The sequence below is a fragment of the Streptomyces sp. NPDC002032 genome (assembly GCF_042890765.1).
Lineage (GTDB): Bacteria > Actinomycetota > Actinomycetes > Streptomycetales > Streptomycetaceae > Streptomyces.
On the sequence record NZ_JBIASM010000007.1, the window covers coordinates 215694 to 241341 of the forward strand.

General features: G+C 72.5%; 25 protein-coding genes. 16 read left to right on the forward strand and 9 right to left on the reverse strand.

Features of this window, described 5'->3' with window-relative positions; translation table 11 throughout:
* Nucleotides 1-14: 14 nt before the first annotated feature.
* Genes ACFYYT_RS18905 through ACFYYT_RS18915 form a run of 3 tightly spaced genes read right to left on the reverse strand, consistent with a single transcriptional unit; the run spans nucleotide 15 to nucleotide 2349 of the window.
* Nucleotides 15-743 carry a CoA-transferase gene (locus ACFYYT_RS18905; RefSeq protein WP_351830678.1) on the reverse strand — a complete coding sequence of 243 codons (729 nt, stop codon included), beginning with the start codon at nucleotides 741-743 and terminating at the stop codon, nucleotides 15-17.
* 5 nt (nucleotides 744-748) lie between these two features.
* On the reverse strand, nucleotides 749-1600 hold the full coding sequence (locus ACFYYT_RS18910; protein WP_351830672.1) for a CoA-transferase: 852 nt from the start codon (nucleotides 1598-1600) through the stop codon (nucleotides 749-751).
* The gene (locus ACFYYT_RS18915) at nucleotides 1597-2349 is read right to left on the reverse strand and encodes an enoyl-CoA hydratase family protein (protein WP_351830669.1); all 753 of its coding nucleotides are present in this window, start codon (nucleotides 2347-2349) and stop codon (nucleotides 1597-1599) included. Before ACFYYT_RS18915 ends, ACFYYT_RS18910 begins: the two co-directional genes overlap by 4 nt.
* Nucleotides 2350-2405: 56 nt before the next feature.
* Here ACFYYT_RS18915 and ACFYYT_RS18920 point away from each other — a divergent pair, with 56 nt between their 5' ends.
* Both ACFYYT_RS18920 and ACFYYT_RS18925 read left to right on the forward strand, forming a co-directional pair.
* Complete coding sequence (locus ACFYYT_RS18920; protein ID WP_351830666.1) at nucleotides 2406-3170, forward strand: SDR family oxidoreductase; 765 nt, start codon at nucleotides 2406-2408, stop codon at nucleotides 3168-3170.
* Nucleotide 3171: 1 nt separating this feature from the next.
* Entirely contained in the window at nucleotides 3172-4077 is a 906-nt protein-coding gene (locus tag ACFYYT_RS18925) for an SDR family oxidoreductase (RefSeq protein WP_351830663.1), read from the forward strand.
* Nucleotides 4078-4114: 37 nt separating this feature from the next.
* Here the strand turns inward: ACFYYT_RS18925 and ACFYYT_RS18930 are convergent, their stop codons facing one another.
* Both ACFYYT_RS18930 and ACFYYT_RS18935 read right to left on the reverse strand, forming a co-directional pair.
* A complete protein-coding gene (locus tag ACFYYT_RS18930) occupies nucleotides 4115-5395 on the reverse strand; it encodes an NAD(P)/FAD-dependent oxidoreductase (RefSeq protein ID WP_351830660.1) in 1281 nt (426 codons plus the stop codon).
* Between the two features lie 167 nt (nucleotides 5396-5562).
* A complete protein-coding gene (locus ACFYYT_RS18935; protein WP_351830658.1) occupies nucleotides 5563-6138 on the reverse strand; it encodes a DUF1062 domain-containing protein in 576 nt (191 codons plus the stop codon).
* Between the two features lie 443 nt (nucleotides 6139-6581).
* Here ACFYYT_RS18935 and ACFYYT_RS18940 point away from each other — a divergent pair, with 443 nt between their 5' ends.
* The 4 genes from ACFYYT_RS18940 to ACFYYT_RS18955 all read left to right on the forward strand — a co-directional run bounded on the left by ACFYYT_RS18940 (nucleotide 6582) and on the right by ACFYYT_RS18955 (nucleotide 9225).
* Complete coding sequence (locus ACFYYT_RS18940) at nucleotides 6582-7235, forward strand: DUF4360 domain-containing protein (protein WP_351830655.1); 654 nt, start codon at nucleotides 6582-6584, stop codon at nucleotides 7233-7235.
* Nucleotides 7236-7270: 35 nt separating this feature from the next.
* A complete protein-coding gene (locus ACFYYT_RS18945) occupies nucleotides 7271-7936 on the forward strand; it encodes a DUF4360 domain-containing protein (protein WP_351830652.1) in 666 nt (221 codons plus the stop codon).
* A 148-nt stretch (nucleotides 7937-8084) separates the two neighbouring features.
* Nucleotides 8085-8933, forward strand: a complete 849-nt coding sequence (locus ACFYYT_RS18950) for a helix-turn-helix transcriptional regulator (RefSeq protein ID WP_351830649.1) — start codon at nucleotides 8085-8087, stop codon at nucleotides 8931-8933.
* Nucleotides 8893-9225 carry a DUF397 domain-containing protein gene (locus ACFYYT_RS18955; protein ID WP_351830647.1) on the forward strand — a complete coding sequence of 111 codons (333 nt, stop codon included), beginning with the start codon at nucleotides 8893-8895 and terminating at the stop codon, nucleotides 9223-9225. The genes ACFYYT_RS18950 and ACFYYT_RS18955 overlap by 41 nt, the downstream gene beginning before the upstream one ends.
* Before the next feature lie 45 nt (nucleotides 9226-9270).
* Here ACFYYT_RS18955 and ACFYYT_RS18960 read toward each other — a convergent pair whose 3' ends face one another.
* On the reverse strand, nucleotides 9271-9648 hold the full coding sequence (locus ACFYYT_RS18960) for a hypothetical protein (protein WP_351830645.1): 378 nt from the start codon (nucleotides 9646-9648) through the stop codon (nucleotides 9271-9273).
* 549 nt (nucleotides 9649-10197) lie between these two features.
* Here ACFYYT_RS18960 and ACFYYT_RS18965 point away from each other — a divergent pair.
* A complete protein-coding gene (locus ACFYYT_RS18965; protein ID WP_351830642.1) occupies nucleotides 10198-10656 on the forward strand; it encodes an FAD-binding protein in 459 nt (152 codons plus the stop codon).
* On the opposite strand, the gene ACFYYT_RS18970 is transcribed toward ACFYYT_RS18965, so the two are convergent.
* Both ACFYYT_RS18970 and ACFYYT_RS18975 read right to left on the reverse strand, forming a co-directional pair.
* Nucleotides 10635-11303 (reverse strand): HAD family acid phosphatase, encoded by a 669-nt coding sequence (locus ACFYYT_RS18970; RefSeq protein ID WP_362868948.1) that lies wholly within the window; start codon nucleotides 11301-11303, stop codon nucleotides 10635-10637. The two genes, ACFYYT_RS18965 and ACFYYT_RS18970, sit on opposite strands and share 22 nt — an antisense overlap.
* A gap of 144 nt (nucleotides 11304-11447) precedes the next feature.
* A complete protein-coding gene (locus ACFYYT_RS18975; RefSeq protein ID WP_351825861.1) occupies nucleotides 11448-12362 on the reverse strand; it encodes a hypothetical protein in 915 nt (304 codons plus the stop codon).
* Nucleotides 12363-12448: 86 nt separating this feature from the next.
* On the opposite strand from ACFYYT_RS18975, the gene ACFYYT_RS18980 reads away from it, so the two are divergent.
* The 7 genes from ACFYYT_RS18980 (at nucleotide 12449) to ACFYYT_RS19010 (ending at nucleotide 21393) form a co-directional block, all read left to right on the forward strand.
* Nucleotides 12449-13267, forward strand: a complete 819-nt coding sequence (locus ACFYYT_RS18980; RefSeq protein WP_385324859.1) for a serine protease — start codon at nucleotides 12449-12451, stop codon at nucleotides 13265-13267.
* A gap of 301 nt (nucleotides 13268-13568) precedes the next feature.
* Nucleotides 13569-14225: a response regulator transcription factor gene (locus ACFYYT_RS18985; protein ID WP_351825863.1), complete on the forward strand. Its 657-nt coding sequence runs from the start codon at nucleotides 13569-13571 to the stop codon at nucleotides 14223-14225.
* Nucleotides 14222-15379 (forward strand): histidine kinase, encoded by a 1158-nt coding sequence (locus tag ACFYYT_RS18990; protein ID WP_351825864.1) that lies wholly within the window; start codon nucleotides 14222-14224, stop codon nucleotides 15377-15379. Before ACFYYT_RS18985 ends, ACFYYT_RS18990 begins: the two co-directional genes overlap by 4 nt.
* A 65-nt stretch (nucleotides 15380-15444) precedes the next feature.
* Nucleotides 15445-15768, forward strand: a complete 324-nt coding sequence (locus ACFYYT_RS18995) for a chorismate mutase (RefSeq protein ID WP_351825865.1) — start codon at nucleotides 15445-15447, stop codon at nucleotides 15766-15768.
* A gap of 77 nt (nucleotides 15769-15845) precedes the next feature.
* Nucleotides 15846-18359 carry an aminopeptidase N gene (gene pepN, locus ACFYYT_RS19000; protein WP_351825866.1) on the forward strand — a complete coding sequence of 838 codons (2514 nt, stop codon included), beginning with the start codon at nucleotides 15846-15848 and terminating at the stop codon, nucleotides 18357-18359.
* Between the two features lie 236 nt (nucleotides 18360-18595).
* Entirely contained in the window at nucleotides 18596-19987 is a 1392-nt protein-coding gene (locus ACFYYT_RS19005; RefSeq protein ID WP_351825867.1) for an aminotransferase class V-fold PLP-dependent enzyme, read from the forward strand.
* Nucleotides 19984-21393 carry a SidA/IucD/PvdA family monooxygenase gene (locus tag ACFYYT_RS19010; protein WP_351825868.1) on the forward strand — a complete coding sequence of 470 codons (1410 nt, stop codon included), beginning with the start codon at nucleotides 19984-19986 and terminating at the stop codon, nucleotides 21391-21393. The genes ACFYYT_RS19005 and ACFYYT_RS19010 overlap by 4 nt, the downstream gene beginning before the upstream one ends.
* A gap of 15 nt (nucleotides 21394-21408) precedes the next feature.
* Here ACFYYT_RS19010 and ACFYYT_RS19015 read toward each other — a convergent pair whose 3' ends face one another.
* On the reverse strand, nucleotides 21409-23229 hold the full coding sequence (locus tag ACFYYT_RS19015) for a 5'-nucleotidase C-terminal domain-containing protein (RefSeq protein ID WP_351825869.1): 1821 nt from the start codon (nucleotides 23227-23229) through the stop codon (nucleotides 21409-21411).
* 127 nt (nucleotides 23230-23356) lie between these two features.
* Between ACFYYT_RS19015 and ACFYYT_RS19020 the strand changes: the two genes are divergently transcribed.
* Both ACFYYT_RS19020 and pyk read left to right on the forward strand, forming a co-directional pair.
* Nucleotides 23357-24061 (forward strand): SIMPL domain-containing protein, encoded by a 705-nt coding sequence (locus ACFYYT_RS19020; protein WP_351825870.1) that lies wholly within the window; start codon nucleotides 23357-23359, stop codon nucleotides 24059-24061.
* 157 nt (nucleotides 24062-24218) lie between these two features.
* Entirely contained in the window at nucleotides 24219-25646 is a 1428-nt protein-coding gene (gene pyk / locus ACFYYT_RS19025; RefSeq protein ID WP_351825871.1) for a pyruvate kinase, read from the forward strand.
* Nucleotides 25647-25648 lie beyond the last annotated feature (2 nt).

The following is a 25648-nucleotide window of genomic DNA, read 5'->3' on the forward strand; positions in this document are numbered from 1 at the left end:
CCTGCGCCGCCACGTCAGGCCCGTACTTCGCGGTCGCGCAGGCCCTTGGGGTCGATCACCTCGCGGATCAGCCGCAGCTCCTCGCCGGTCGGCTCGCGGGTGTACGGGATCTCCCCGCCCTCGGGCAGCGCCAGCTCGAAGCCGGTGGCCTCCCGGACCCGGTCGAGGGTGACGCCCGGGTGGAGGGAGGCCAGCCGCATCGTGTGGCCCGGGCCGTCGAAATCGAAGACGCCGAGGTCGCTGACGACGCGCGGCAGGCGGTGGAAGCGGGTGACCCCGGCCGCCTCGGCGCGGTCATGGCCGACGCCGCTGACCATGTCGACGCGCTCGACGAAGACCCGGGGGGAGTGCTTGGGGATCCAGTAGCTCACCGGGTTGTTCAGGGTGTTGACCGGGGCCCCGCGCACGCCCAGGAGCTGGCGGGCGGGCCGCTCCCAGTCGCCGATGCAGGAGATGTTCTGGTTGCCGTACCGGTCGATCTGGCTGGCGCCCATCATCACGTGCCGCCGCCCGCCGGTGACCATCGTCAGGTGCCTGCGGTACGGGAGCCAGCCCTCGGGCGTGCCGTCCAGGCCCACCAGGGTGGCCTCGCCGTCGGTGAGCAGGAGGTCGGGGGAGAAGGTGCGCTTGGCGAGGCGGGCGCCGAAGCCGGGGACCAGGCCCATCGGGCTGGCGAGGACCTCGCCGTTGTCGCGCCAGGCCTCGGCGCAGGCGATCACGCAGTATTCGGGGCGGGTGGGCAGGGCGGTCACTTCTGCTCCTCGTGCCAGGCGCGGACGGCGCTCTGGTAGTCGTGTTCGCCCGCGCCCGACAGGAAGCGGGCGGCGAACTCCGGCCAGGGGGTGGTGGCGTACAGCTTCTGGAAGGCCTCGTCGCGGTCGTAGTCGGGCGCGCAGGAGGTGAAGTGCGCGCCGTTCGGGGTCTCCACGACGCCGGTCACCGCGTGCCGGCTGACCAGGAGGGACTGGAGGGGGCCCGACTTGGCCAGCTCGGCGCTCTCCACGAGCTGCTCGCAGGAGAGGTACGCGGTGTCGGCGGCCTCGCAGAACAGGTCGTCGAAGTAGGGGTCCGGGCCCAGGTACTGGCCGTTGCCGAGGCGGTCGGCGCGGTTGAGGTGGACCAGGGCCGCGTCCATGCGCAGGGCGGGGACGGCGACGAACTCCTCCCCGTCGGCGTAGGGGGAGGTGACGGTGCGCAGCTCCGGGTTGACCCGCATCACGTCGGAGCCGAGACCGGCGCGGACGGGCAGGAAGGGCAGCCGGTTCGCGGCGGCGTGCAGGCCCCACATGAACATGGCCTCGTCGTACTCGGTCAGGGCGAAGGCACCGCTTTCGCGGGCGGCCCGGTAGTGCGGCTCCAGCGGGATCGAGTCGAGGGTGACGAACGGGGTGACGAGGCGGCTGATGCGGCCCGCCGCGGCGAGCAGGCCGATGTCCGGGCCGCCGTACGCGATCACGGTCAGATCGGTGATCTCGGACCGGAGCAGCGCTCTGACCAGGGCCATCGGCTTGCGCCGCGAGCCCCAGCCGCCGATGCCGAGGGTCATGCCGCTGCGCAGCCGGCCGACCACCTCGTCGGGGGTCATGGTCTTGTCGGTCACGGGGTGCTCCCGTCCTTCCCGAAGGTGTCGCGGACCCGGTCGGCGACCCCGCTGAGGTTGGCCTCGAAGGTGAAGCCCTGCTCGAAGCGGTAGCTGCGCCGGACGTCGACGGGGTCGATGCCGTTGATCGCGGCCTTGGCCAGCCGGAGCAGGGAGCCGTCCTTGCGGGCGATCTCGGCGGCCAGCTCCAGGGCGGCCGCCCGCAGTCCGGCGCCCGGGACGACCTTCCACACCGAGCCGTGCGCGTGCAGTTCGGCGGCGGTGGCGGTGCGCGAGGTGTAGTAGAGGGTGCGCATCAGGTGCTGGGGGACCAGCCGGGCCAGGTGGGTGGCCGCGCCGAGGGCGCCCCGGTCGAGCTCGGGCAGGCCGAAGACGGCGTCGTCGGAGGCGACGATCGCGTCGGCGTTGCCGACGAGGCCGATACCGCCGCCCAGGCAGAAGCCGTGCACCGCCGCGACGACGGGGACCTCGCACTCGTAGACGGCGGCGAAGGCCTCGTAGCAGCCGCGGTTGGCGCCGATGAGGGCGGCGTGCCCGGTGTCGCGCTGCATCTCCTTGATGTCGACGCCCGCGTTGAAGCCGCGGCCCTCGGCGGCCAGGACCACGCAGCGGACCTCGGGGTCGCGGCCGGCCGCGCGCAGGGCGTCGGCGAGGTCGTACCAGCCCCGTACCGGGAGCGCGTTGACGGGCGGGAAGTCGACGGTGACGAGTGAGACGCCCTTGTCGGGGCGGGAGGTGGAGACACCCATGAACGGATCAGCTACCTTTCCACCAAACATTTGTTAGGTGAGGAAGGTAGCAGCCGATGGAGCTCAAGGGGAGGGTCGTCGTCGTCACCGGCGGAACCCGGGGCGTCGGCGCCGGGATCGCGCGGGCGTTCCTGACGGCGGGCGCCGACGTCGTGGTCTGCGCCCGCCGGCCACCGGAGCGGCCGGTGGCCGCAGGGGGGCGGGAGGCCGCCTACACCGCCGTCGACCTGCGCGAACCCGCCGCCGTCGAAGCCTTCTTCGACGAGGTCGCCGGCCGCCACGGACGCCTGGACTGCCTGGTGAACAACGCGGGCGGCACCCCGTACCGGCTCCTCGGCGAGGGCGGCGCCGAGCGGCACGCCCGGGTCCTCGCGCTGAACCTGATCGCCCCGATGACCGCCTCGATCGCCGCGTACCCGTGGCTGCGCGAGAGCCGGGGCTCGGTCGTGATGACCGGCAGCGTCAGCGGCACCCGCCCCTCGCCCGGCACCGCCGCCTACGGCGCGGCCAAGGCGGGGCTGGAGAACCTGGCCCGCTCCATGGCCGTGGAGTGGGCCCCCGAGGTACGGGTCAACTCGCTGGTGCTCGGCATGGTGCGGACCGAACTCGCGCACCTGCACTACGGCGACGAGGCGGGCCTCGCCGCCGTCGGCGCGACCGTCCCCCTGGGCCGGCTGGCCGAGCCCTCGGACGTGGGGGAGGCGGCCGTGTTCCTCGCCTCCGACCGGGCGGCCTACATCAGCGGGGCCGCCCTGCTGGTCCACGGGGGCGGCGAGCGGCCGGCCTTCCTGGACGCGGCGAACGTCAACAAGGAGAACTGACATGGGAATTGCGGACGGACGAGTGGTCATCGTGACGGGCGCGGGCCGCGGCCTGGGCCGGGCGCACGCGCTGGCCTTCGCGGCGGAGGGCGCGCGGGTCGTCGTCAACGACCTGGGGGTGGGCCTGGACGGCCGGCCCGGACCCGGCGGCCCGGCGGCGCGGGTGGCCGAGGAGATCCGCGCGGCGGGCGGGGAGGCGGTGGCCCACGGCGGGGACATCGCGACGGCCGCGGGCGCGGCCGCGCTGGTGGAGTGCGCCGTCTCGGCCTTCGGCCGCCTCGACACCCTCGTCAACAACGCCGGGTTCCTGCGCGACCGGATGCTCGTCAACCTCGACGAGGACGACTGGGACGCGGTGATGCGGGTCCACCTCAAGGGCCACTTCCTGCCGCTCAAGCACGCCGCGGTCTGGTGGCGGGCCGAGGCGAAGGCCGGCCGGCCGGTCGCCGCCCGGGTGGTCAACACCTCCTCGGGGGCGGGCCTGCTGGGCTCCGTCGGCCAGGGCAACTACAGCGCAGCCAAGGCGGGCATCCTCGGCCTGACCCTGGTCGCGGCGGCCGAGATGGGCCGGTACGGGGTCCAGGTCAACGCCATCGCCCCGGCGGCCCGTACCCGCATGACGGAGCAGGTCTTCGCCGAGACCATGGCGGCCCCCGCCCCCGGGGCCTTCGACGTCATGGCCCCCGAGAACGTCTCCCCCCTGGTGGTCTGGCTCGGCTCGGACGCCTCGGCCGGCGTCACGGGCCGCGTCTTCGAGGCCGAGGGCGGCCGCATCACCGTGATGGAGGGCTGGCGCCCCGGCCCCACCGCCGACCGCGCCTCCCGCTGGACCCCGGCGGAGGCGGGCGAAGCGGCGGCGAAACTCCTGGCCGCCTCCCAGCCCCCGGGCGCGGTGTACGGGACCTAGGGGAGCCGCGGGACACCAACGTCCCGGGACAACACACCTAGGCGGCCGTCCCTCCCGGAGTCCGCCGGGCCCGGGCCGGGCCGCGGTGCCTGAGGTTGACGCGCGAGGCCCTGGCCAGGGCCACCGGGTTCAGGAAGCGCAGCGGACCGATGAGGCGCGACGCGAACAGGTACATGTGCCGCGCCAGCGCCTCGTCGCGGGCCGCCGCCGAGAACATCAGCCGCTCCACGGGATTGAAGGGGCGGGAGGTGGCGAAGTCGACGGCCAGCTTCTGGTGGCCGCCGAGCCGCCGCCGGTGCCTGCGCGCGTACAGCGCGAGCGACCGGTCGAGGTCGCCCCCGCCGGTCAGGGCCGGGGCGACCGCCTCCGCCAGCCACCGCGCGGACTGCAGCGCCCACCCGCAGCCCACCCCCCACAGGGGATCGCCGGTCAGGGCGGCGTCGCCGATGAGGGCGAGGCCCGGTGCGCTCGGTACGCGGCTGTGCAGCGGGTAGTTGACCGTGCCGGTGATCTTCGAGACGCGCTCGGCGGAGTCCACGGGCGGCGCCTCGGGCAGGGCGCGGACGAAGGCGAGGAAGCTGCCCTCCAGGTCCTCCCGGAAGGCCGGCAGCCGCTTCTTGTCCGGGAGCACCGCGAGGACCGTCACCCCGTCGTCGTTCGGGAAGGCGTACGCCATGTCGGGTTCGAGGAACCACGTCTGGCCGATCCCGCCGGACAGCGGGAGGTTGCGGAAGTGCGCGAGGTAGCCGAACCGCCCGTTCTCGTACTGCCGCCCGCCCACCGGGGCGGACTTCGCCACGGCCGACTCCCGGCCGTCGGCGCCGACCACCAGCCGGGCCCGGATCTCGCGCTCCCCCTCCGGCGTGGACGCGCGCACCCCCAGCGTCCGCCCGGCTTCCCGGACCAGCCCGCTCACCTGGTGGCCCAACAGCAGGTCGACGCCGGGGGTCCCGGCCGCGCGGGACCTGATCATCGGATCCAGGACGCTGCGCCGCACGTTGTACGCGTACGGCAGCGCGGGCCCGCCCGGCGCGGCCCTGGGCTCGATCCAGCCCCAGCGGGTGTACCAGCGGGCCTCGTTGCGGACCGCCCCCGCCTCCTCCAGCGCCGGGACGAGGCCCAGCTCCTCCAGCACCGGGTACGCGTTGGCCGTCAGGGAGTGGGTGCAGAGGCTCTTGTACGCGGCCGGGTCCGAACGGCGCTCCAGCAGGGCGACGCGGGCACCGCGCCGGGCCAGCAGGATCGCCGCGGCGCTCCCGGCGAGGCCGGCCCCGCTGATGACGACGTCGTAGTGTCCCGTGCTCTGCGGCTGGGTCATGCGCTGATCGCTCCCTTGGGGCCGTGGCGGCGTGCGTGGGGGTGACGCGGGTGGGCGGTGCAACCGCCACTGGTGTCAGGTACATGCTGTGATGTCAAGGCCGGGGGAGCCGGGCACCCTCCGCGGGCGGGCGCCCGGCCATCAGCCCCGGAACTCGACCGCGGCGCTCAGTGTTTGAGGGTGAAGGTGAAGTCGCCGCTGATCCGGCGGTCCAGCCGGACCGCCGAGACGAGCTTCCCCTCCGTCAGCAGCCGCGCGGCCCCGCCCCGCGACAGGCCGCAGCCCTCGGCGATCAGCCGCAGCGGCCGGACCGGGATCCGCGCCGCGAAGCGCACCGATACGTCGACCGCCTCGTCGGAGGCCTCGTGTACCGCCCCGGCGACCGCCGGGCGGCCGGAGCCGCCGGTGTCCAGGCGCCAGGCGCCGTCCCAGTCCAGGGCGACGCGGTTGCGCCGCAGCAGGAGCGGATCCCGGAGCAGCTCGGCCGCCAGGCCGAGGTCGTTGTCGTGCAGCCGCTCCAGCAGCCGGGGCGGTACGGAGCGCACGTTCACCCGCTCCAGGACCGTGAGCTTCGCGGTTTCCCCGCACCCGGTGCAGAGAACCAGGACCCAGACGTCGAGGAGCTTGTGGTGCGCGTTGATACGGAATTTGCCGTTCGCCCGGAAGCGGCCGGCCGCGCAGGTGTGGCAGTGGCGCAGGACGAGCGGCAGGCAGGTGGGCATGACGACCCAGTTGTCGAGCACAGGAGGACACCGGTTCCAGTGAGAAGTCCGCAGCGGGAAGCAGCGCGGCGCGAACGGGCGCGGCGCGCGACGAATCAGCAGTCGGGGGGTCTCACACGGTGTACAACGGGCCGTCCTTGCCTGGGCGATGGAGTCCGGCAGCACGGTAAATGGCCCCGCCGGCGCCGTTCCACCGGTTTTTCCCCGCGCCCGCCCCGGCGGGACCGGCGGTTCGGGACATCCTGCGCCCGGCCGCGCCCGCCCGGCGCGCCGGGGGACGGGGGAGCGGGCCTGGTGGGGCGGCGCCGCGGGGGGTTGCGGACTTGCGGATTCCGGCCAGGGGGCGGGAGACGGCCCCGGCCCCGGGCCGCTTGTCCGGTACGCGCCCCTCCCGGCCCCCGCGGCCTGTGATGGCATGTGCATGCCCAAAGCCACCCCGTTTCCGACGGACGGAGTACCTGGACATGCTGTTGCGCAGACTCACCTTCGGGGCCGCCGCCATCGCCCTGGCGGCCGTCGCCGCTCCCGCCCCCGCCCAGGCGGACACCCCCTCGGTGCCGCCCGGCCGCGTCACCGTCGAGGTCGTCGGCGCCAACGGCTCCGGCTGCCCCCAGGGCACCACCGAGGTCGCCGCCGCCTCCGACAACACCGCCTTCACCGTCACCTACAGCAACTACCTCGCCCAGACCGGCGCCGGCTCCGGCGGCACGGACTTCCGCAAGAACTGCCAGCTCGCCCTCCGCGTCCACGTCCCCCAGGGGTACACGTACGCCATCGCCCGCGCGGACTACCGCGGCTTCGCCCACCTCCAGCGCGGCGCCTACGCCCAGGAACGCGCCGGGTACTACTTCCAGGGCGCCTCCCAGACCACCCGCATCACCCACCAGGTCAACGGCCCGTACTCCGACAACTGGCAGGCCAGTGACCAGACCGCCTACAACGACCTCGTCTGGGCCCCCTGCGGCGAGGAGCGGAACCTCAACGTCAACACCGAACTGCGGGTCTACGGGGGCACGTCCAGCCCCCAGGCCCTCAGCTTCATGAGCATGGACTCCACGGACGGCAGCGTCAGCACCGTCTACCACTTCGAGTGGAAGGAGTGTCCCGCCGCCGCCTGACCGTGGACCGCGCGCACGCAGAAGGAGTGACAACGATGTCTCGTTCCCTGTCCCGCACCCTGCTCGTCGGCGGCGCGGCCGCCGCCCTGATCGCCACCGCCGCCCCGTCGCAGGCCGCGGCCCCGCAGATCACGGTCCCGCCGGACAAGATCGTCATCGAACTCGCCACCGTGAACGGCTCCGGCTGCCGCGAGGGCACCGCCCAGGTCGCGGTCGCCCCCGACAACACCGCCTTCACCGTCACCTACAGCGAGTACATGGCCCAGGTCGGCCCCGGCGCCCCGCCGACCGCCTTCCGCAAGAACTGCCAGCTCAACCTCCGCGTCCACGTGCCGAACGGCTTCACGTACGCCATCGTGCAGGCGGACTACCGCGGCTTCGGCTTCCTCCATCCCGGCGCGTCCGGCGTCGAGCGGGCCAACTACTACTTCCAGGGCATGCCGCAGACCGCCCAGCGCACCCACACCTTCAGCGGACCGCTGGACGACAACTGGCAGACCTCCGACAAGACCGAGTACGCGGACCTCGTCTGGGCCCCGTGCGGCGAGAAGCGCAACTTCAACATCAACACCGAACTCCGCGTCAACGGCGGCACGTCCAGCCCCAGCGCCACCAGCTTCATGGCGATGGACTCCACCGACGCCAGCGTGAACACCCTGTACCACCTCGCCTGGCAGACCTGCCCGGCGCCGCGGACGTAGCCGCCCCGGCGGAGGGGGGGGCGGGGCCGACGTGCGACCGGCCCCGCCCCCCTTTTCCGATTTCCGGTACCGGAGCGGGGTGACGTGGTTACGCTCGGCTACAGACCGGACCGGACGCCGCACGGCGTGAGCATGGGGGTGACCGCCCGTGGTCAACATTCGCGACCTCGATCCCAGCGCCTCGCCGCTGGACTACTACGGCTCCGAGCTGCGCCGATGGCGGGAGGAGGCCAAGCTGACGCAGGGCGACCTGGGCGGCATCGTCTTCTGTACGGGGTCCCTGATCGGCCAGATCGAGAACGCGAGGAAGGTCCCGAGCCGGGAGTTCTCGGAGCGGATCGACGCGGCCCTGAACACGGGCGGCACGTTCAGCCGCCTGGTGGGGCTGGTCCTGCGGAGCCAGTTGCCGGTGTGGTTCCAGGAGTACGCGGAGATGGAGGCCCGGGCCGAGTACATCTCCACGTACCAGTGCCAATTGGTGTACGGGCTGCTGCAGACCGCCGCGTACGCCCGGGCGGTGCTCGACGTGGACTACCCGAAAACGGCGGACACCATGCTGGCGGCCCGGATGGATCGGCAGCGCATTCTTGCTCGCGGCACTCCGCCCGTGCTGTGGGTGGTGCTGGACGAGGCGGTCCTGCACCGGGAGATCGGCGGTCCCACCGTGATGAGGGAGCAGCTTGCTTCCTTGCTGGAGCTGCGCAACCGGTTGTGGGTCAACCTCCAGGTGCTTCCCTTCGAGGTGGGTCAGCACGCGGGCATGATGGGCTCGTTCAACCTACTGCGGTTCGATACCAACCCTGACTTGCACTACAGCGAGAGCTACGACGACGGCCATATGACGGCCAATCCGCAAGTGATCAGGGAACGTTCGGTCGGATACGCTCGCCTTCAAGCCGAGGCGCTGTCGCCCGGATTGTCAGCGGCGCTGATCGCACGGGTGATGGAGGAACGCTATGGAGACCGGCCTGAGCCTGACGGACGTGCTGTGGCGTAAGTCGTCGTACAGCGGTTCTAGCGGCGGCGACTGCGTCGAATGCGCTCCCCTCGGCGACGCCGTTTGGCGCAAGGCGTCGTACAGCAGCACCAACGGGGGCGAGTGCGTGGAGTGCGCTCCCCTCGGCGACGCCGTCTGGCGCAAGGCTTCGTACAGCGGGGGCACCGGCGGGGACTGCGTCGAGGTTTCCCCCCGGACCTGCCTCGTCGCCGTGCGGGACTCCAAGGTTGCCGGCGGGCCCGTCTTCACCGTCGGGCGGGACGCCTTCGCCGCCTTCGTCCGGGCCCTGTAGGGCCTGCGGGGCGGGGCACCCCGGGCGCCCCGCCCCGCACGGGTCTCAGTGGCGGGCGCCGCAGTGGCCCCAGCCCGAGTTGCCCGCCCAGGAGCCGACCTGCCCGTTGAACTGCACGCAGGTGCCCCGGGCGTCCAGGTAGACGGGGCCCGCGTAGTACTTGAAGTCGCCGCTGTCGTAAGAGCCCACGTTGTCGCTCGCGCGGGTCAGGCCGACGAACATCAGCTGGGTGGTTCCGCTGCCGCTCTTGGGGACGGTGTAGGCGCAGTTCCGGCCCGTCGCGGAGCTGTAGTAGAGGTAGGTGTAGCCGGTCTCGAAGGCCAGGGTGTCGACCTTGGTCCCCTCGCAGACCGGTCCGGCGGCCTGTGCGGGCGCGGCGCCCACGACCGCCGCGCCGGCCAGGGCGAGTCCGACGGCGGCCACGGCCGCCGCCCCTCGCCGCATCACTCCGTGCTGTAACCCGCTGATCCGAGAAGGCACGCTCGTGCTCCTTGTCCGGGAGTCGGTGTGAGTCGGTGGATGCCGATGGAAACGCGGAGATTGCCTCATGCGCGGCCGCCGCCCGCAAGGCGGGTTCCGTCCGCGCGGGCGAATTGACCGAGACGCGGTGGTGGCGGGGCGGATTCCGGTGGACACCCGCGCGCCCCTGCCGCCCGGCCGCCGTTTCCCGCTGAGCGGGAGCGCGGCCTCCCGCCCGCCCCGCACCCCGCCTGGGAGCTCCAGGGGCTGCCGACCGCCGGCCGGCCCGGCCCGCTGATGGACGCTGCCGCCGGGGCGCCCCCGCCGCCGCGCCGCCCCCGGCGGGCCCCGCTGCTCGACGTGCTGGACGGCGCCGACCTGGCCGGGCTGCGTTCTGACCTGTCAGGCGCTGCCGCTGAGCGACCGGGTGCACATCGGCTACGCGTGAGAAAGGCTCCGGGTCCGGCCCCCTGGCGAGGGGTCGGGTCCGGAGCCTTTCTCGTGCGATGGGATATGACTACCCGCTACATCCACCCGCTGAACCGCAGCCAGCCCAACATGTTGTCCATCGCCCGTTCGCAGACGGCGGGTTCCGGGTCCGGCGGGGGCGCCGGAGCCGCCCGGGCCGCCCGCCCGGCGCCCCGCCGCCCGGCCTGCCCGCGGCCGTCGCCCGCTTCCCCGAACCTGGCGCCGATCGCCGAGGGCCCCTTCTACGCGGTCCCCGTCCAGCCGGGCGACATCGGCACCAAGGGCGGCCTGGTCACCGACGGGGACGGGCGGGTGCTGCGCGAGGACGCCGCCGCGGTCGAGGGGCTGTACGCCTCGGGCAACTGCTCGGCGGCGGTGATGGGCGAGACCTACCCGGGCCCGGGCGCCACCATCGGCCCCGCGATGGCCTTCTCCTGGGCGGCGGTGAACGCCATCGCGCGGGACCGGGAGGGCGGGGCGGGTCAGGACAGCTTGCCGTCGTAGTCCGGGAGCTTGACGGTGCGCTCGGCATGCCCGCCGACCAGGTCGCCGTCGTTGTTGCCGATGTTGGCGATGATCGTGTAGCCGCGGGCCTCGATCTCCGCGCGCTTGGCCGTCTTGTAGGCGCTGACCTGCGAGAAGAGGTCGGGCAGATCGCGGACGTAGAGCCCGGAGACCGGGTAGCCGACGGCCTTGAGGTTGCGCTCGGTCAGGGAGTACACGATGCCGGGACGGGCGGTGACGAAGAAGATCGCCACGCCGCGGTCACTGGCGTACCGGGTCAGCTCGCGGACCTTGGAGATCGCGGGGGTCGGAAAGGTCCAGAACCAGTGGAAGTCCGTCTCCAGCGAGGAGTTGTCGATGTCGAGGACGATCGCCGGCTTCTCCCCGGCCGGGGAGGCGGCGATCCGCTGCTCGATCCCGGGGCGGGCGGCGTCGATGACGGAGGCCACGTCGCGCTGCCAGACCGCGTAGTCGATGCCCAGGATCGCCGCGTTGCCGCCGGGCGCGGCGGCGGCGGGCGCCGCGGCGGGCGCCGGCGCCGGCCCGGGCGCGGGGGCGGCCTCGGCGGCGGTGGCCGGCAGCAGGGTCATGACGGTGGCGGCGACGGCGGCCGCGGCGGCGGTGCGGGCGCGGTGGGCTGCGAGCATGTGGGGGCGCTCCTCGATCGTATTGACATGTACGCGATCAGGCTGGAGGAGCGCCGCCCCCCTGTCTACTGGTCGGTAGGAAACATTTCGTGGCCGCCCGGTGAATGATCACGTCCGCTCCTCGCCGGCGGCTGCGCGGCCCGCTCAGACCTCGCACTCCAGCACCGTGCGGCACAGCCCGCACCGCGCCCGCAGTGCCCCGCCGCCCGCCGGCACCCGCAGCCACTGGCCGCACACCGGGCACGGGAAGCTCACCCGCAGCACCCCGTCCCCGCCCCCCTCGCCGTCCCCGTCCCGCCCGAACCGGTACGCCGCCCCGCGCGGCGGGGCGGACCCCGTCCGCCGGGCCCGGGTGTAGCGGCGCCGCTCGCCCGCGCCCGCGGCGGCCAGCGGGGCCCGGCGCGCCTCCCGGTCGGCCAGCGCGCGCCCGCGCACGTAGGCCTCGTAGGCCTGGGGGCTGGAGAACCAGGGCGCCGGGTCCTCCCCGAAGTACCGGGCGCGGCGGGCCAGGACGTAGCCGAACTCCTCGGGGGTGAGGTAGCCGAGCTTCTGGTGGGTCAGCCCGTCCTCGCGGTAGGCGTCGAGCAGCAGCCAGCCGGAGCCGAGGAAGGCGGCGGCCGTGTCGGTGAGGATCTCGTTCGCGGCGGTGTCCGCGAAGCCCAGGCCCAGGCGGTGCAGCAGGACGTGCGTCACCTCGTGGGAGAGCGCGGCCGCCAGATCGCGCCGGTGCAGCCGGAAGCGGTCGTTGACCTCCACGAAGTACTCCGGTCCCGCGGTCAGCTCCACGGTGGCCGCGTCCCGCATCGGCCGGAACGAGACCACCATCCGCGCGTCGGGCAGCCGCAGCGCGCGCACCACGGCGGAGGCCACCCGGTGGGCGCCCAGGTGCAGGTCCTCGGCGGGCCCGAAGGCCGCCTCGGCGGGGGAGATGCTCAGGGCGTAGGCCCCGATCCCCTCGGCGGTCAGCCGGCGGAACAGCGCCGTGAGCGCCGCCCGGACCGTCTCCAGGTGCGGAAATCCGTGCTCGACCGGGCTGGTCCGCCCACCGTTGTCCGTCATGAGGCCCTCCGGGCCGGAAGTTGTCCGAAAACGCCTTCTTGAAGGCAGCCGTACCACAGATGTGTCATGGACTCGTCATGCACATGATGGCGCGCACAGCCCAACCCCCCACGAAAGGCAGTGTGTTGACCGTGGCCACTCTCGGAAGAATCCTCAAGCGCACCCTCGCCGCCGGCGCCGTGGCCCTCGCGGCCGTCAGCCTCCAGCCCACCGGAGCCAGCGCCGCACCCACCCCCGTCGTCGGCGGCACCCGCGCCGCGCAGGGCGAGTTCCCCTTCATGGTCCGCCTCTCCATGGGCTGCGGCGGCGCCCTCTACAGCCAGCAGATCGTCCTCACCGCCGCCCACTGCGTCGACGGCTCCGGCGCCAACACCTCCATCACCGCCACCGGCGGCGTCGTCGACCTCAACAGCTCCAGCGCCGTCAAGGTCAGGTCCACCAAGGTCCTCCAGGCCCCCGGCTACAACGGCAAGGGCCGCGACTGGGCCCTGATCAAACTCGCCCAGCCCATCAACCAGCCCACCCTCAAGATCGCCGAGACCAAGGCCTACGACAACGGCACCTTCACCGTCGCCGGCTGGGGCGCCACCCGCGAGGGCGGCGGCCAGCAGCGCTACCTCATGAAGGCCACCGTCCCCTTCGTCTCCGACGCCTCCTGCCAGAGCGCCTACGGCTCCGACCTCGTCCCCGGCGAGGAGATCTGCGCCGGCTTCACCCAGGGCGGCGTCGACACCTGCCAGGGCGACTCCGGCGGCCCCATGTTCCGCCGCGACAACGCGAACGCCTGGATCCAGGTCGGCATCGTCAGCTGGGGCGAGGGCTGTGCCCGCGCCGGCTACCCCGGCGTCTACACCGAGGTCTCCACCTTCGCCGCCGACATCAAGGCCGCCGCGGCCGGCCTCTAGCCCCACCGGGCCCGCACCCCCGGCCGGCCCGGCCGGCCCCACCGGCCCCACCGGCCCCACCGGCCCCACCCCACGCACCCGCGCCTCGTCCTTCCGGCCCCGCCCGAAACGGCCGGACGGACGAGGTGCCCCGCCCCCCACCCCCGTACAGTCGGCCGGGCTGCCACGAGCCCGGCCCACCGCCGCCCCCGCCTCGCGGCACCCTCCCCACGGCCGTCCGTGCGGTTGCGGGCCGAAGCACACGCAGGTCCCATGGGAAGACTCCATCGGCGGCAGCGGGCAACAGTGGGGAAGGCAGCGCATGACGATCAGAGTGGTCATCGCGGACGACCAGGAGATGGTCAGGACCGGATTCCGGATGATCCTCGAAAGCCAGCCGGACATCGAGGTCGTCGCCGACGTCGTCGACGGCGAAGCGGCCCTCACCGCCGTCGCCGCCCACCACCCCGACGTCCTCCTCCTCGACATCCGCATGCCGGGGCTCGACGGCCTGGAAGTCACCCGCCGCCTCGCCGGCCAGGACGGCCCGCGCATCGTCATCGTCACCACCTTCGACCTCGACGAATACGTCCACGCGGCACTCCACGGCGGCGCGTCCGGCTTCCTCCTCAAAGACGCCAGCCCGGCCATGCTGGTTGAAGCCGTCCGCGCGGCCGCCGTCGGCGACGCCCTCGTCTCCCCGGCCATCACCGTGCGCCTCCTGCGCGAAATGGCCCCCCGCCTGCCCTCCGCCCAAGCCGCCCGCCGCCCCGCCGAACCCCTCACCGAACGCGAACGGGAAGTCGTACGCTGCCTCGCCCGCGGCCTCACCAACGCCGAGATCGCCGCCGAGCTGTACGTCTCCCTGTCCACCGTCAAGACCCACCTGGCCAACGTCCAGGCCAAACTCGACGCCCGCAACCGCGTCGAGATCGCCGCCTGGGCCTGGGAGAGCGGCCTCGCCGCCCACCCCGCGTGAGCCCCCTCGCCACCTGGTCGCGCCGCCACCCCCACGCCGCCGGCCGGATCCGGCTCCTGCTCTCCCTGCTCCTGCTGGCCCTCGTCACCTTCGAAGGCGTCGTCCTGGCCCGCCAGCCCAGCCTCCCGCACGCCGCCGTCTGGATCTCCGGCGTCCTCGTCTGCCTCAGCGCCGCCCCCTGGCCCCGCATCCCCCTCCTCGCCCGCGCCTGGTTCGCCGCCGCCACCACCTGGACCGTCACCCTCCTGCTGATGTTCGGCAACCACCCCCTCGTCGTCTGGGGCGGCGGCGAAGCCATCGCCCTCCTCGTCCTGCTCTCCCAGGTCCTGCTGCGCGCCCCCGCCCGCACCGCCGCCGTCCTCGGCCCCCTCCTCGGACTCGGCTGCATGGCCGTACCCGTCCGCGACACCGACCCCGGCCGCTTCACTCTGCTCTTCTCGGTCCTGGCCGTCGTCGTCGGCGCCTACTCCCTGCTGCTGCGCCTGCAGTCCGTCCAGCGCGTGCGCGAGCTGCGCGCCGTACGCACCGCCGAACGCCTGGAACTCGCCCGCGAGCTCCACGACCTCGTCGCCCACCACGTCACCGGCATCGTCGTCGAAGCCCGCGCCGCCCGCTTCACCAAGGTCTCCGCCGAACGCGCCGCCGAGACCTTCGGCCGCATCGAAACCGCCGGCGACGAAGCCCTCGGCTCCATGCGCCGCCTCGTCGCCATCCTCCGCGAGGGCGACGACGACCGCCCCCACCCCGCCCCGGCCGCCCCCGTCGCCGGCCTCGCCGACCTGCGCCGCCTCACCGAACGCTTCTCCACGACCGGCCCGCCCGTCGTCCTCTCCATCGAGGACGGCCTCGACGCACGCCTCCCCGGCCACGTCGCCGCCACCGCCCACCGCATCGTCCTCGAAGCCCTCACCAACGTCTCCAAGCACGCCGCCACCGCCACCGCCGTCCGCGTCGGGCTGCGCACCCTGCCCACCGGCCTCGAAGTACGCGTCGCCGACGACGGCGGCCGCCCCGCCCGCCTCTCCGAAAAGGCCCGCGGCGGCGGCTACGGCCTCGCCGGAATGGCCGAACGCGCCGAAGCCCTCGGCGGCACCCTCTCCGCCGGACCCGCCCCCGAGGGAGGCTGGCTCGTCACCGCCCTCCTGCCCCTGTGAGGCCCCCGTCTCACGGACCGACTGGCCGCAGTACCGGCCGCGGCCGCCACGTATTCTCGGGAACCATGAACAACAGCGACATCGACGAGATCGACGAGAACGTCACCGCCGAACTGTCCCGCCTGCGCGACAGCATCGACAACATCGACGCGGCCGTGGTCCACATGCTCGCCGAGCGCTTCAAGTGCACCCAGCAGGTCGGCCACCTCAAGGCCAAGCACCAGCTGCCCCCGGCCGACCCCAGCCGCGAGGCCAGCCAGATCGCCCGCCTGCGCCAGCTCGCCGAGAACGCCAAGCTCGACCCGGCCTTCGCCGAGAAGCTCCTCAACTTCATCATCGCCGAGGTCATCCGCCACCACGAGACCATCGCCGCCCGCGAAGACCAGTAACCGCCGCCACCGGAGGGGGCGGGCCCCACGGCCCACGCCCCCTTCGGCACGGACCGGCCGTCAGGCAGCATGGGCGCATGTCCGCACTGACGCGCAACGAAGCGCAGCTCCGAGCCCGGCTCCTCGACGTCCACGACTACGCCGTCGCCCTCGACCTGACCACCGGCGACGACACCTTCGACTCCACCACCGTCATCAGGTTCACCGCCCGCACCACGGGCGACACCTTCGTGGAACTGAAGCCGGACGAACTGCGCTCCGCCACGCTCGACGGCACCCCCCTCGACCCCGCCGCCCTCAGTGACGACCGGCTCCCGCTCACCGGCCTGACCGAAGGCCCCCACGAACTGCGCCTCGACACCCGCATGCGCTACTCCCGCACCGGCGAGGGCCTGCACCGCTTCACCGACCCCGCGGACGGGGAGACGTACGTCTACTCCCAGATGTTCATGGACGACGTCCAGCGCGTCTTCCCCGCCTTCGACCAGCCCGACCTCAAGGCCGTCTTCGCCTTCACCGTCACCGCCCCCGCGCACTGGACCGTCCTCGCCAACGGCATCACCACCCGCACCGGCGAAACCCCCGCCACCGAAGACCGCCCCGCCGCCGCCACCTGGACCTCCGCGCCCACCCCCCTCATCTCCACCTACCTCGCCGCCGTCGCCGCCGGCCCCTGGCACAGCGTGACCACCCAGCACGCCGGCCTCCCCTTCGGCCTCCACTGCCGCCGCTCCCTCGCCCCCCACCTCGACGCCGACGCCGACGAGATCCTCTCCGTCACCACCGCCTGCTTCGACCGCTACCACGAGAAGTTCGCCGAGCCCTACCCCTTCGACTCCTACGACCAGGCCTTCGTCCCCGAATTCAACGCCGGCGCCATGGAGAACCCCGGACTCGTCACCTTCCGCGACGAATTCGTCTTCCGCTCCGCCGTCACCGACATCGAACGCCAGACCCGCGCCATGGTCATCGCCCACGAGATGGCCCACATGTGGTTCGGCGACCTCGTCACCCTCGCCTGGTTCGACGACATCTGGCTCAACGAGTCCTTCGCCGAATACATGGGCTACCAGACCCTCACCGAAGCCACCCGCTTCACCGACACCTGGACCGAATTCGGCGTCACCCGCAAGTCATGGGGCTACGACGCCGACCAGCGCCCCTCCACCCACCCCGTCGCCCCCGGCCCCGACGACGTGCCCGACACCGCCTCCGCCCTCCTCAACTTCGACGGCATCTCCTACGCCAAGGGCGCCTCCGCACTGCGCCAGCTCGTCGCCTGGCTCGGCGAGAAGGACTTCCTCGCGGGCATCAACACCCATTTCGCCCGCCACAAGTTCGCCAACGCCTCCCTCGCCGACTTCGTCGACTCCCTCGCCGCCCACACCGACCGCGACGTCCACGCCTGGGCCGAGATCTGGCTGCGCACCACCGGCATCGACACCCTCACCCCCCGCATCCAGGAAAGCCCCGGCGGCTGGACCCTCACCGTCGACCGCACCGGCAGCCGCCCCCACCGCATCACCGCCGGCACCTACGCCCGCACCCCCGACAACCGCCTCGAACGCGCCGAACTCCTCGACCTCGACGTCCCCTCCGACGAGATCCTCTCCGCCGCCGGCCCCCGCCCCGCCCTGCTCCTCCTCAACGACGGCGACCTCACCTACGCCAAGGTCCGCCTCGACGAAACCTCCCTCGACACCGCCCTGCGCGACCTCTCCAGCATCCCCGACCCCCTCACCCGCACCGTCGTCTGGACCTGCCTGCGCGACATGGTCCGCGACGGCGAACTCGACCCCGCCACCTACCTCGCCACCGCCGAAGCCCACCTCCCCGACGAAAGCGACCTCGCCGTCGTCCAGGGCGTCCTCGCCTTCGCCCGCACCCAGATCGCCGACCACTACACCGCCCCCGAACACCGCGGCGCCGCCCTCACCACCATCGGCTCCATCGCCCGCGCCCTGCTGCGCCGCACCGAGGACGGCCGCGACCCCGGACTGCGCCTGGCCGCCGTCCGCACCGCCATCGACAGCGCCACCCAGCCCGACACCCTCGCCGCCTGGCTCGCCGACGGCACCGTCGGCGGCAGCCCCGAGCTCGACCCCGAACTGCGCTGGCGCATCCTGGGCCGGCTCTCCGTCCTCGGCGCCGTCGACGAAGCCGCCATCGACGCCGCCCTCGCCGCCGACCCCAGCGCCACCGGCGGGGAAGGCGCCGCCCGCTGCCGCGCCGCCCTGCCCACCCCCGAGGCCAAGGCCGCCGCCTGGAACCGCCTCTTCCACGACGACACCCTGTCCAACTACCTCTTCAGCGCCACCGCCCAGGGCTTCTGGAAGCCCGAACAGGCCGACCTCGTCAGCGAGTACGTCCCCCGCTACTACCCGGACGCCATCGCCCTCGCCGCCCGCCGCGGCCCCGCCATCGGCCAGGCCGCGGGCCGCTGGGCCTTCCCCTCCCACGCAGTCGACGAAGCCCACCTCCAGACCGGCCTCGCCGCGCTCGACGCCCCCGGCATCCTCCCGCTCCTGCGCCGGCAGCTTGTCGACCAACTGGACGACCTCTCCCGCGCCCTCCACGTCCGCCGCCCCTGACCCCACCACCCCCGGCGCCTCCCCGAGGCGCCGGGGCCCGGCGCGGACCCCGAGCGGGCTGAGCGCCCCGGGCGCGGCCCCGGGCGGGCTGACGGGTCACCGGACGGGACGGCCGGAAAGCTACACCGGACAAACCCCGGCGGTTACCCCATTCGGGTCGGATCGTTGTACCGGCCGGGTGTCCCGCCCGGCCTCGGCCCAGCGGCGCCCCGCACCGCCGAGCCCCCGGAGGCCCCATGACCGCGCCCACGCCCACGCCGGCGCCCCCGCTCGCCGGCGGACGGCACGGCGCCGACGCACTGCGGCCCCTCCTCGACACCGTCCTCACCGCCCTGCGCACCGGCGCCGAAGCACGCGGCGGCCCCCTCCCCGCCGGCGGCCCCGACGCCGTCGCCGCCCGCGTCACCGCCGCACTGGGCGACGTACTGCCCGACCAGGGAAGCGGAGACGACGAAGCGCTCCGCACCCTCGTCCACACCCTCGCCGCGGGCGCCGCCGACCCCGCCCACCCCCTCTGCGCCGCCCACCTGCACTGCCCCCCGCTCGCGGTCGCCGCCGCCGCCGACCTCGCCGCGAGCTGCCTCAACCCCTCACTCGACTCCTGGGACCAGGCCCCCGCCGCCTCTGTCATCGAGGCCCACCTCACCCGCACCCTCGCCGCCGAGCTCTACGCCACCCCCCGCGCCGACGCCCTCCTCACCACCGGCGGCACCGAAGCCAACCAACTGGCCCTCCTCCTGGCGCGCGAACGCCACGGCCCCCGCCTGACCGTCCTGCACGGAGCCAACGCCCACCACTCCATCCCGCGCGCCGCCTGGCTCCTCGGCCTGCCCCCCGCCGTCGCCCTCCCCACCCCCACCGGCGTCCTCGACCCCGCCACCCTCGCCGAGGCCCTCGCCACCACCCCCGGCCCCGTCCTCGTCACCGCCACCGCCGGCACCACCGACGCCGGACTCATCGACCCCCTCACCCCCCTCGCCGACCTCTGCGACCAGCACGGCGCCGGCCTCCACATCGACGCCGCCTACGGCGGCACCCTCGCCCTCAGTCCCCGCCACCGCCACCGGCTCGACGGCCTCAGCCGCGCCCGCTCCCTCACCCTCGACCTGCACAAACTCGGCTGGCAACCCGTCGCCGCCGGCCTCCTCGCCGTCCCCGACCGCGACCTCCTCGCCCCCCTCGCCCACCAGGCCGACTACCTCAACGCCACCGACGACACCCAAGCCGGCCTCCCCGACCTCCTCGGCCGCTCCCTGCGCACCACCCGCCGCCCCGACGCCTTCAAAATCGCCGTCACCCTGCGCTCACTCGGCCGCGACGGCCTCTCCCACCTCATCGACCTCACCCTCACCGCAGCCCACCGGCTCGCCGAACTCCTCGACGCACACCCCGGCTTCGAACTCCACGCACCCCCCACCCTCACCACGGTCCTCTTCCGGCCCACCCCCACGGACGACGACCACCTCGCCACCCTGCGCCGCACCCTCCTGCACCACGGCACCGCCGTCCTCGGCCGCGCCACCGCCGACGGCCGCCTCTGGCTTAAAGCCACCCTGCTCAACCCCCACACCACCGCGCAGGACCTGGACACCCTCGTCGCCCACCTGGAAGGCAGAACCCACCGATGACCGCCCACCTCGATGCACCCCACGACCTCGTCGGAATCGGCATCGGCCCCTTCAACCTCTCCCTCGCCGCCCTCGCCCACGGCCTCCCCCAACAAGGCATCGGCCCCCTCGCCACCGCCTTCTACGACCAGCGCCGCGACTTCCGCTGGCACCCCGGCCTCCTTATCGACGGCTCCACCCTCCAAGTCCCCTTCCTCGCGGACCTCGTCACCCTCGCCGACCCCACCAGCCCCTGGACCTTCCTCAGCTACCTCAAGCACAAGGAACGCCTCTTCCCCTTCTACTTCTCCGAGCAGTTCCACATCCAGCGCGCCGAATACGACGCCTACTGCCGCTGGGTCGCCGGCCGCCTCCCCGGACTCCACTTCGGCCACCAGGTCGACGCCGTCCGCTGGAACCCCGAACGCGACCTCTTCGAAGTCGACTACACCCAACTCGACACCGACGGCGAAGCCGAAGCACTCGGCCGCACCCACACCCGCAACCTCGCCCTCGGCATCGGCACCGCCCCCTACGTCCCCGAACCCCTGCGCCCCCTCGCCGACGCTCCCACCGTCCCCGTCATCCACTCCGCCGACTACCTCGACAACCGCCGGCGCATCCTCGGCGCCGACCACGTCACCGTCGTCGGATCCGGCCAGTCAGGCGCCGAAGTCTTCCTCGACCTCCTCCGCGCCCGCCCCCACGGCCGCGAACGCCTCACCTGGCTCGCCCGCACCCCCTCCTTCGCCCCCATGGAGTACTCCAAGCTCGGCCTCGAACACTTCACCCCCGACTACACCCGCTACTTCCACGCCCTCCCCGAACCCGTCCGCGACCGGCTCCTCCCCGCCCAATGGCAGCTCCACAAGGGCATCGACGCCACCACCATCGCCGCCATCCACGAAGAGCTCTACCGCCGCACCCTCCACGGCGGCTGGCCCGACACCGTCCTGACCCCCGGAGTCAGCGTCCGCACCGCCGGCCGCGTCGCCACCACCAAGGTCGAACTCCACCTCGAACACACCCAGCAAGGCACCCGCTCCCGCCTCACCACCGACGCCGTCGTCCTCGCCACCGGCTACGAAGAACGCCCCCTCACCAGCCTCCTCGCCGGCCTCGACCCCTACATGCGCAAGGACTCCTCCGGCCGCCCCCGCATCGACGACCGCCACCGCATGGTCCTCGACCCCTCCGTCACCGGCACCGTCTTCGTCCAGAACGGCGAACGCCACACCCACGGCGTCGGCGCCCCCGACCTCGGCCTCGCCGCCTGGCGCAGCGCCGCCATCCTCAACACCCTCACCGACAAGGAGCCCTACCCCCAGCCCCGGCGGACCGCCTTCACCACCTTCGGCCTCGAACAGCGGGAGCACACCCGCCCGCACCCCGCAGGCGAGCTGCTCCCGCTCGTCGAACACCCGTAAAACCGCGGCAGGCCCCTAGAAGACGGGCACCCCGGCCCGCGTCAGACGCCAGTCCACCGACGCGAACGCCGCCGGATCCACCGTCCCCTTCGCCTTCACCCACTGGATGATCGTGTTACGGATTTCCTCCGAGTTCGCCCACAACTGCCGGGCCTGCGGCACGTGCGGGAAGTTCCCGCCGCCCGAGGCCCGGTAGTTGTTCACCGCGAACACGAACCGCGCCGCCGGATCCACCGGCTTCCCCTGGAACGACAGCCCCGTGATCCGCGACCCCACCGGCTGCGCGATGTCGATGTCGTACGTCAGCCCGTACACCGCGTCGTAGTTGTAGTCCGGCACGCTCTCCGAATTCGTGATCTTCGCCGGGTCCACCACATCACCCGGAGCGGTCCGCACGTAATACCGCGCCGAATACTCCAGATAGTCCTTCAGCTGCGCACCCGTCAGCAGCCGCGCCTCCAGCGTGTTCTCGAACGGATACAGACCCGCCGCGTCCTTGATCGTGATCTGCCCCGCCGGAATCGACGCCGTCCGCGAGAAACACGACGCCTGCGACAGCACCGGCAGCGCCGCCCACTCCGAACCCGCCAGCGCCGCCGTCACCGTCTCCGCCTGCACGTGGTTGATCAGATCGATGATCGCCACGTCCTTCACCGGCCCCTCGGCCGACGACATCGCCTGCGTCGACGTACCGATCACCTGGTTCACGTACGCCACCACCTTGCGGTGCTCGTCCGACAACAGCCGCACGATCTTCGGGTCCTCGGCCGCCGTGTTCGAGTTCAGCACCTTCGCCGACACCTTCGACACCGACCAGCGGCCCTTGTCCCACACCAGCTCGAAGTCGAACAGCGTCAGCCGCTGACCCCACTTGAGCGGCTCCGACAGCACCACGTCCTTGCCGGTCGCCTTGTTCTTCACCCGGTACTCCGGGATCTCCGTGTGCGCGTGACCCACCAGAATCGCGTCGATCCCCGCCACCTGCTCCGCCACCAGACCGGCCGCGTTCTCGATGTACGGCAGCTGGTCCCCGTAGCTCGACGTCCCGCTCGACCCCGAATGCGCCGACACGATCACCACGTCCGCACCCATCGAACGCAGCTTCGGCACGTACTTCGCCGCCTGCTCCTCCAGACCCGGGAACGTCATCTTCCCCTGCACATTGGCCTTGTCCCAGATCGCGATCCCCGGATTCGTCAGCCCCAGCACCGCCACCTTCACGTCCCGCCCGTGCGGGGTCCGCAGCCGGTGCATGCTGTACGGCGCGAACGCCGGCCGCAACGTCTTCGCGTCCAGCGCGTTCGCCCCCAGCAGCGGGAAGTCACACTGCTCCTCGAACTTGCGCAACACCGGAATGCCGTAATTGAACTCGTGGTTCCCCAGCGCCGCCGCGTCGTACCCGATCGCGTTCATCGCCTGCGCCATCGGATGCACCGGACCACGACGCGCGGTGATGGGATCCACCTTCGCGTAGTAGTACGACAGCTGCGTCCCCTGGATCGTGTCACCCGCATCGATCATCAGCGTGTTGCAGCGGCCCTTCTCGGCCCGGACCTGCTCCACCAGCGTCGAGATCTTCGCCAGACCCACATCGTTGTGCGCCTTGTCGTCGAACTCCTTGTCCGTGAAGTAGTCCCAGTTGAAGACGTTCCCGTGCAGGTCCGTCGTCCCCATCACCGTGAACGCGTACGTCCGCGGCCCCTTCGAAGCCCCCTGCGCCCCCTGTGCCCCCTGAACCTCCTGCGCCGCGGCCGGGGTGCCCGCGGCCCCCGCCAACGCGACGGCCGCACCGGTCGCGGCCGATGCCCCCATGAACTTTCTACGGTCGAACGTCATGCCATCTCCCCTGTCAGGCGTGAACAACGCGCGTAGATTCTGACCCACGGGTAACAAAGCGCAACACCCCCCACAGGTTTCGATCCGATGACCACACCCGAACGAGCGACAGTGCGACAGTGAATCCATGACCCACGACCCCGCACACCAGCCCTACGGAACCCCCGAAACCCCCCGCGTCGCCGTACGCGGCGAAGCCCACCTCGAAGTCGACCCCGAAATCGCCCGCATCGGCATCACCGTCAACGCCCGCGGCACCGACCGCCGCACCGCCCTCGACGACCTCACCCGCCGCAACAACGCCGTCCTCGACCTCGTCAAGAGTTACGGCGAACCCGTCGAAAAACTCGAAACCGGCGCCTTCTCCATCACCCCCGAACTCACCCGCCACGGGCGCGCCGAACGCGTCCGCGCCTACCACGGCCGCGTCCACATCACCGCCGAACTCAGCGACTTCACCACCCTCGGCGAACTCACCACCCGCCTCGCCGACCTCGAACTCACCCAGGTCGACGGACCCTGGTGGGCCCTGCGCCCCACCTCCCCCGCCCACGGCGAAGCCCGCCGCCAGGCCGTCCTCGAAGCCGTCCAGCGCGCCCGCGAATACGCCCGGGCCCTCGGCGCCGAACTCTCCGCCCTCGTCGAACTCGCCGACCTCGGAGCCGAGGACGGCGCCCCCTTCGGCCGGCCCGGCGGCGCGGGCATGCGCACCATGGCCTTCGCCGCCGGCACCGACGACTCCGTCGCCCCGCCCCTCGACCTCGAACCCCAGCGGCAGACCGTCCACGCCCAGGTGAACGCCCGCTTCACGATGACCCCGCCGCAGCTCTGAAACCCGTACGAATTGCCGAACCCGTGCCCCTGTCGGGGTGCTCATCAGAGCACCCCCACGCACATTCAACAATTGTCAACAACCTTTTGCCCAACGGTTGTTGAGTGGTCACCCGGAACCAATTTCCTACTGCCTGGTAGGGGCATACGCTCGACCCATGCGCCGAGCGAAAATCGTATGTACCCTGGGCCCCGCCACCGACTCATACGACCAGATCAAAGCCCTGGTCGAAGCCGGAATGGACATCGCCCGCCTCAACCTCAGCCACGGCACCTACGCCGAACACGAGGAGCGTTACCAGCGCGTACGCAAGGCCTCCGACGAGACCGGCCGCAGCGTCGGCATCCTCGCCGACCTCCAAGGCCCGAAGATCCGACTCGGCCGCTTCCACGAAGGCCCCGTACTCCTTGAACGCGGCGACGCATTCACCATCACCGTCGAAGACCACGAAGGCGACCGCCACACCTGCGGCACCACCTACAAGGGCCTCGCCGCCGACGTCACCACCGGCGAACGCATCCTCGTCGACGACGGCCGCGTCACCCTCGAAGTCACCGCCATCGACGGCCCCCGCGTCCACACCCGCGTCATCGAAGGCGGCATGGTCTCCGACCACAAGGGACTCAACCTCCCCGGCGTCGCCGTCTCCGTCCCCGCCCTCTCCGAAAAGGACATCGAAGACCTCCGCTGGGCCCTGCGCACCGGCGCCGACGTCATCGCCCTCTCCTTCGTACGCAGCGGCCGCGACATCGAGGACGTCCACCGCATCATGGACGAGGAAGGCCGACGCCTCCCCGTCATCGCGAAGATCGAAAAGCCCCAGGCCGTCGACAACATCGACGACATCGTCGCCGCCTTCGACGGCATCATGGTCGCCCGCGGCGACCTCGGCGTCGAAATGCCCCTCGAACAAGTCCCCATCGTCCAGAAGCGCGCCGTCAAACTCGCCAAGCGCAACGCCAAGCCGGTCATCGTCGCCACCCAGATGCTCGACTCGATGATCGACAACTCCCGCCCCACCCGCGCCGAAGCCTCCGACGTCGCCAACGCCGTCATCGACGGCACCGACGCGGTCATGCTCTCCGGCGAAACCAGCGTCGGCAAATACCCCGTCGAAACGGTCCGCACCATGGCCCGCATCGTCGAAGCCGCGGAAGAAGACATCCTCGCCAAGGGCCTGCCCCCCCTCACCGACCGCAACAAGCCCCGCACCCAAGGCGGAGCCGTCGCCCGCGCCGCAGCCGAAATGGGCGACTTCCTCGGCGCCAAATTCCTCGTCGCCTTCACCCAGAGCGGCGACACCGTCCGCCGCCTCTCCCGCTACCGCTCGCCCATCCCCCTCCTCGCCTTCACCCCCGACGAAGCCACCCGCTCCCAGCTCAACCTCACCTGGGGCGTCGAAACCTTCCTCGGCCCCCACGTCGACTCCACCGACGCCATGGTCGCCCAGGTCGAAGAAGAACTCCTGCGCATCGGCCGCTGCGTCCCCGGCGACGTCGTCGTCATCACCGCCGGCTCCCCGCCCGGCGTCAGCGGCAAGACCAACCTCGTCCGCATCCACCACATCGGCGACGCCGTCCGCTGACC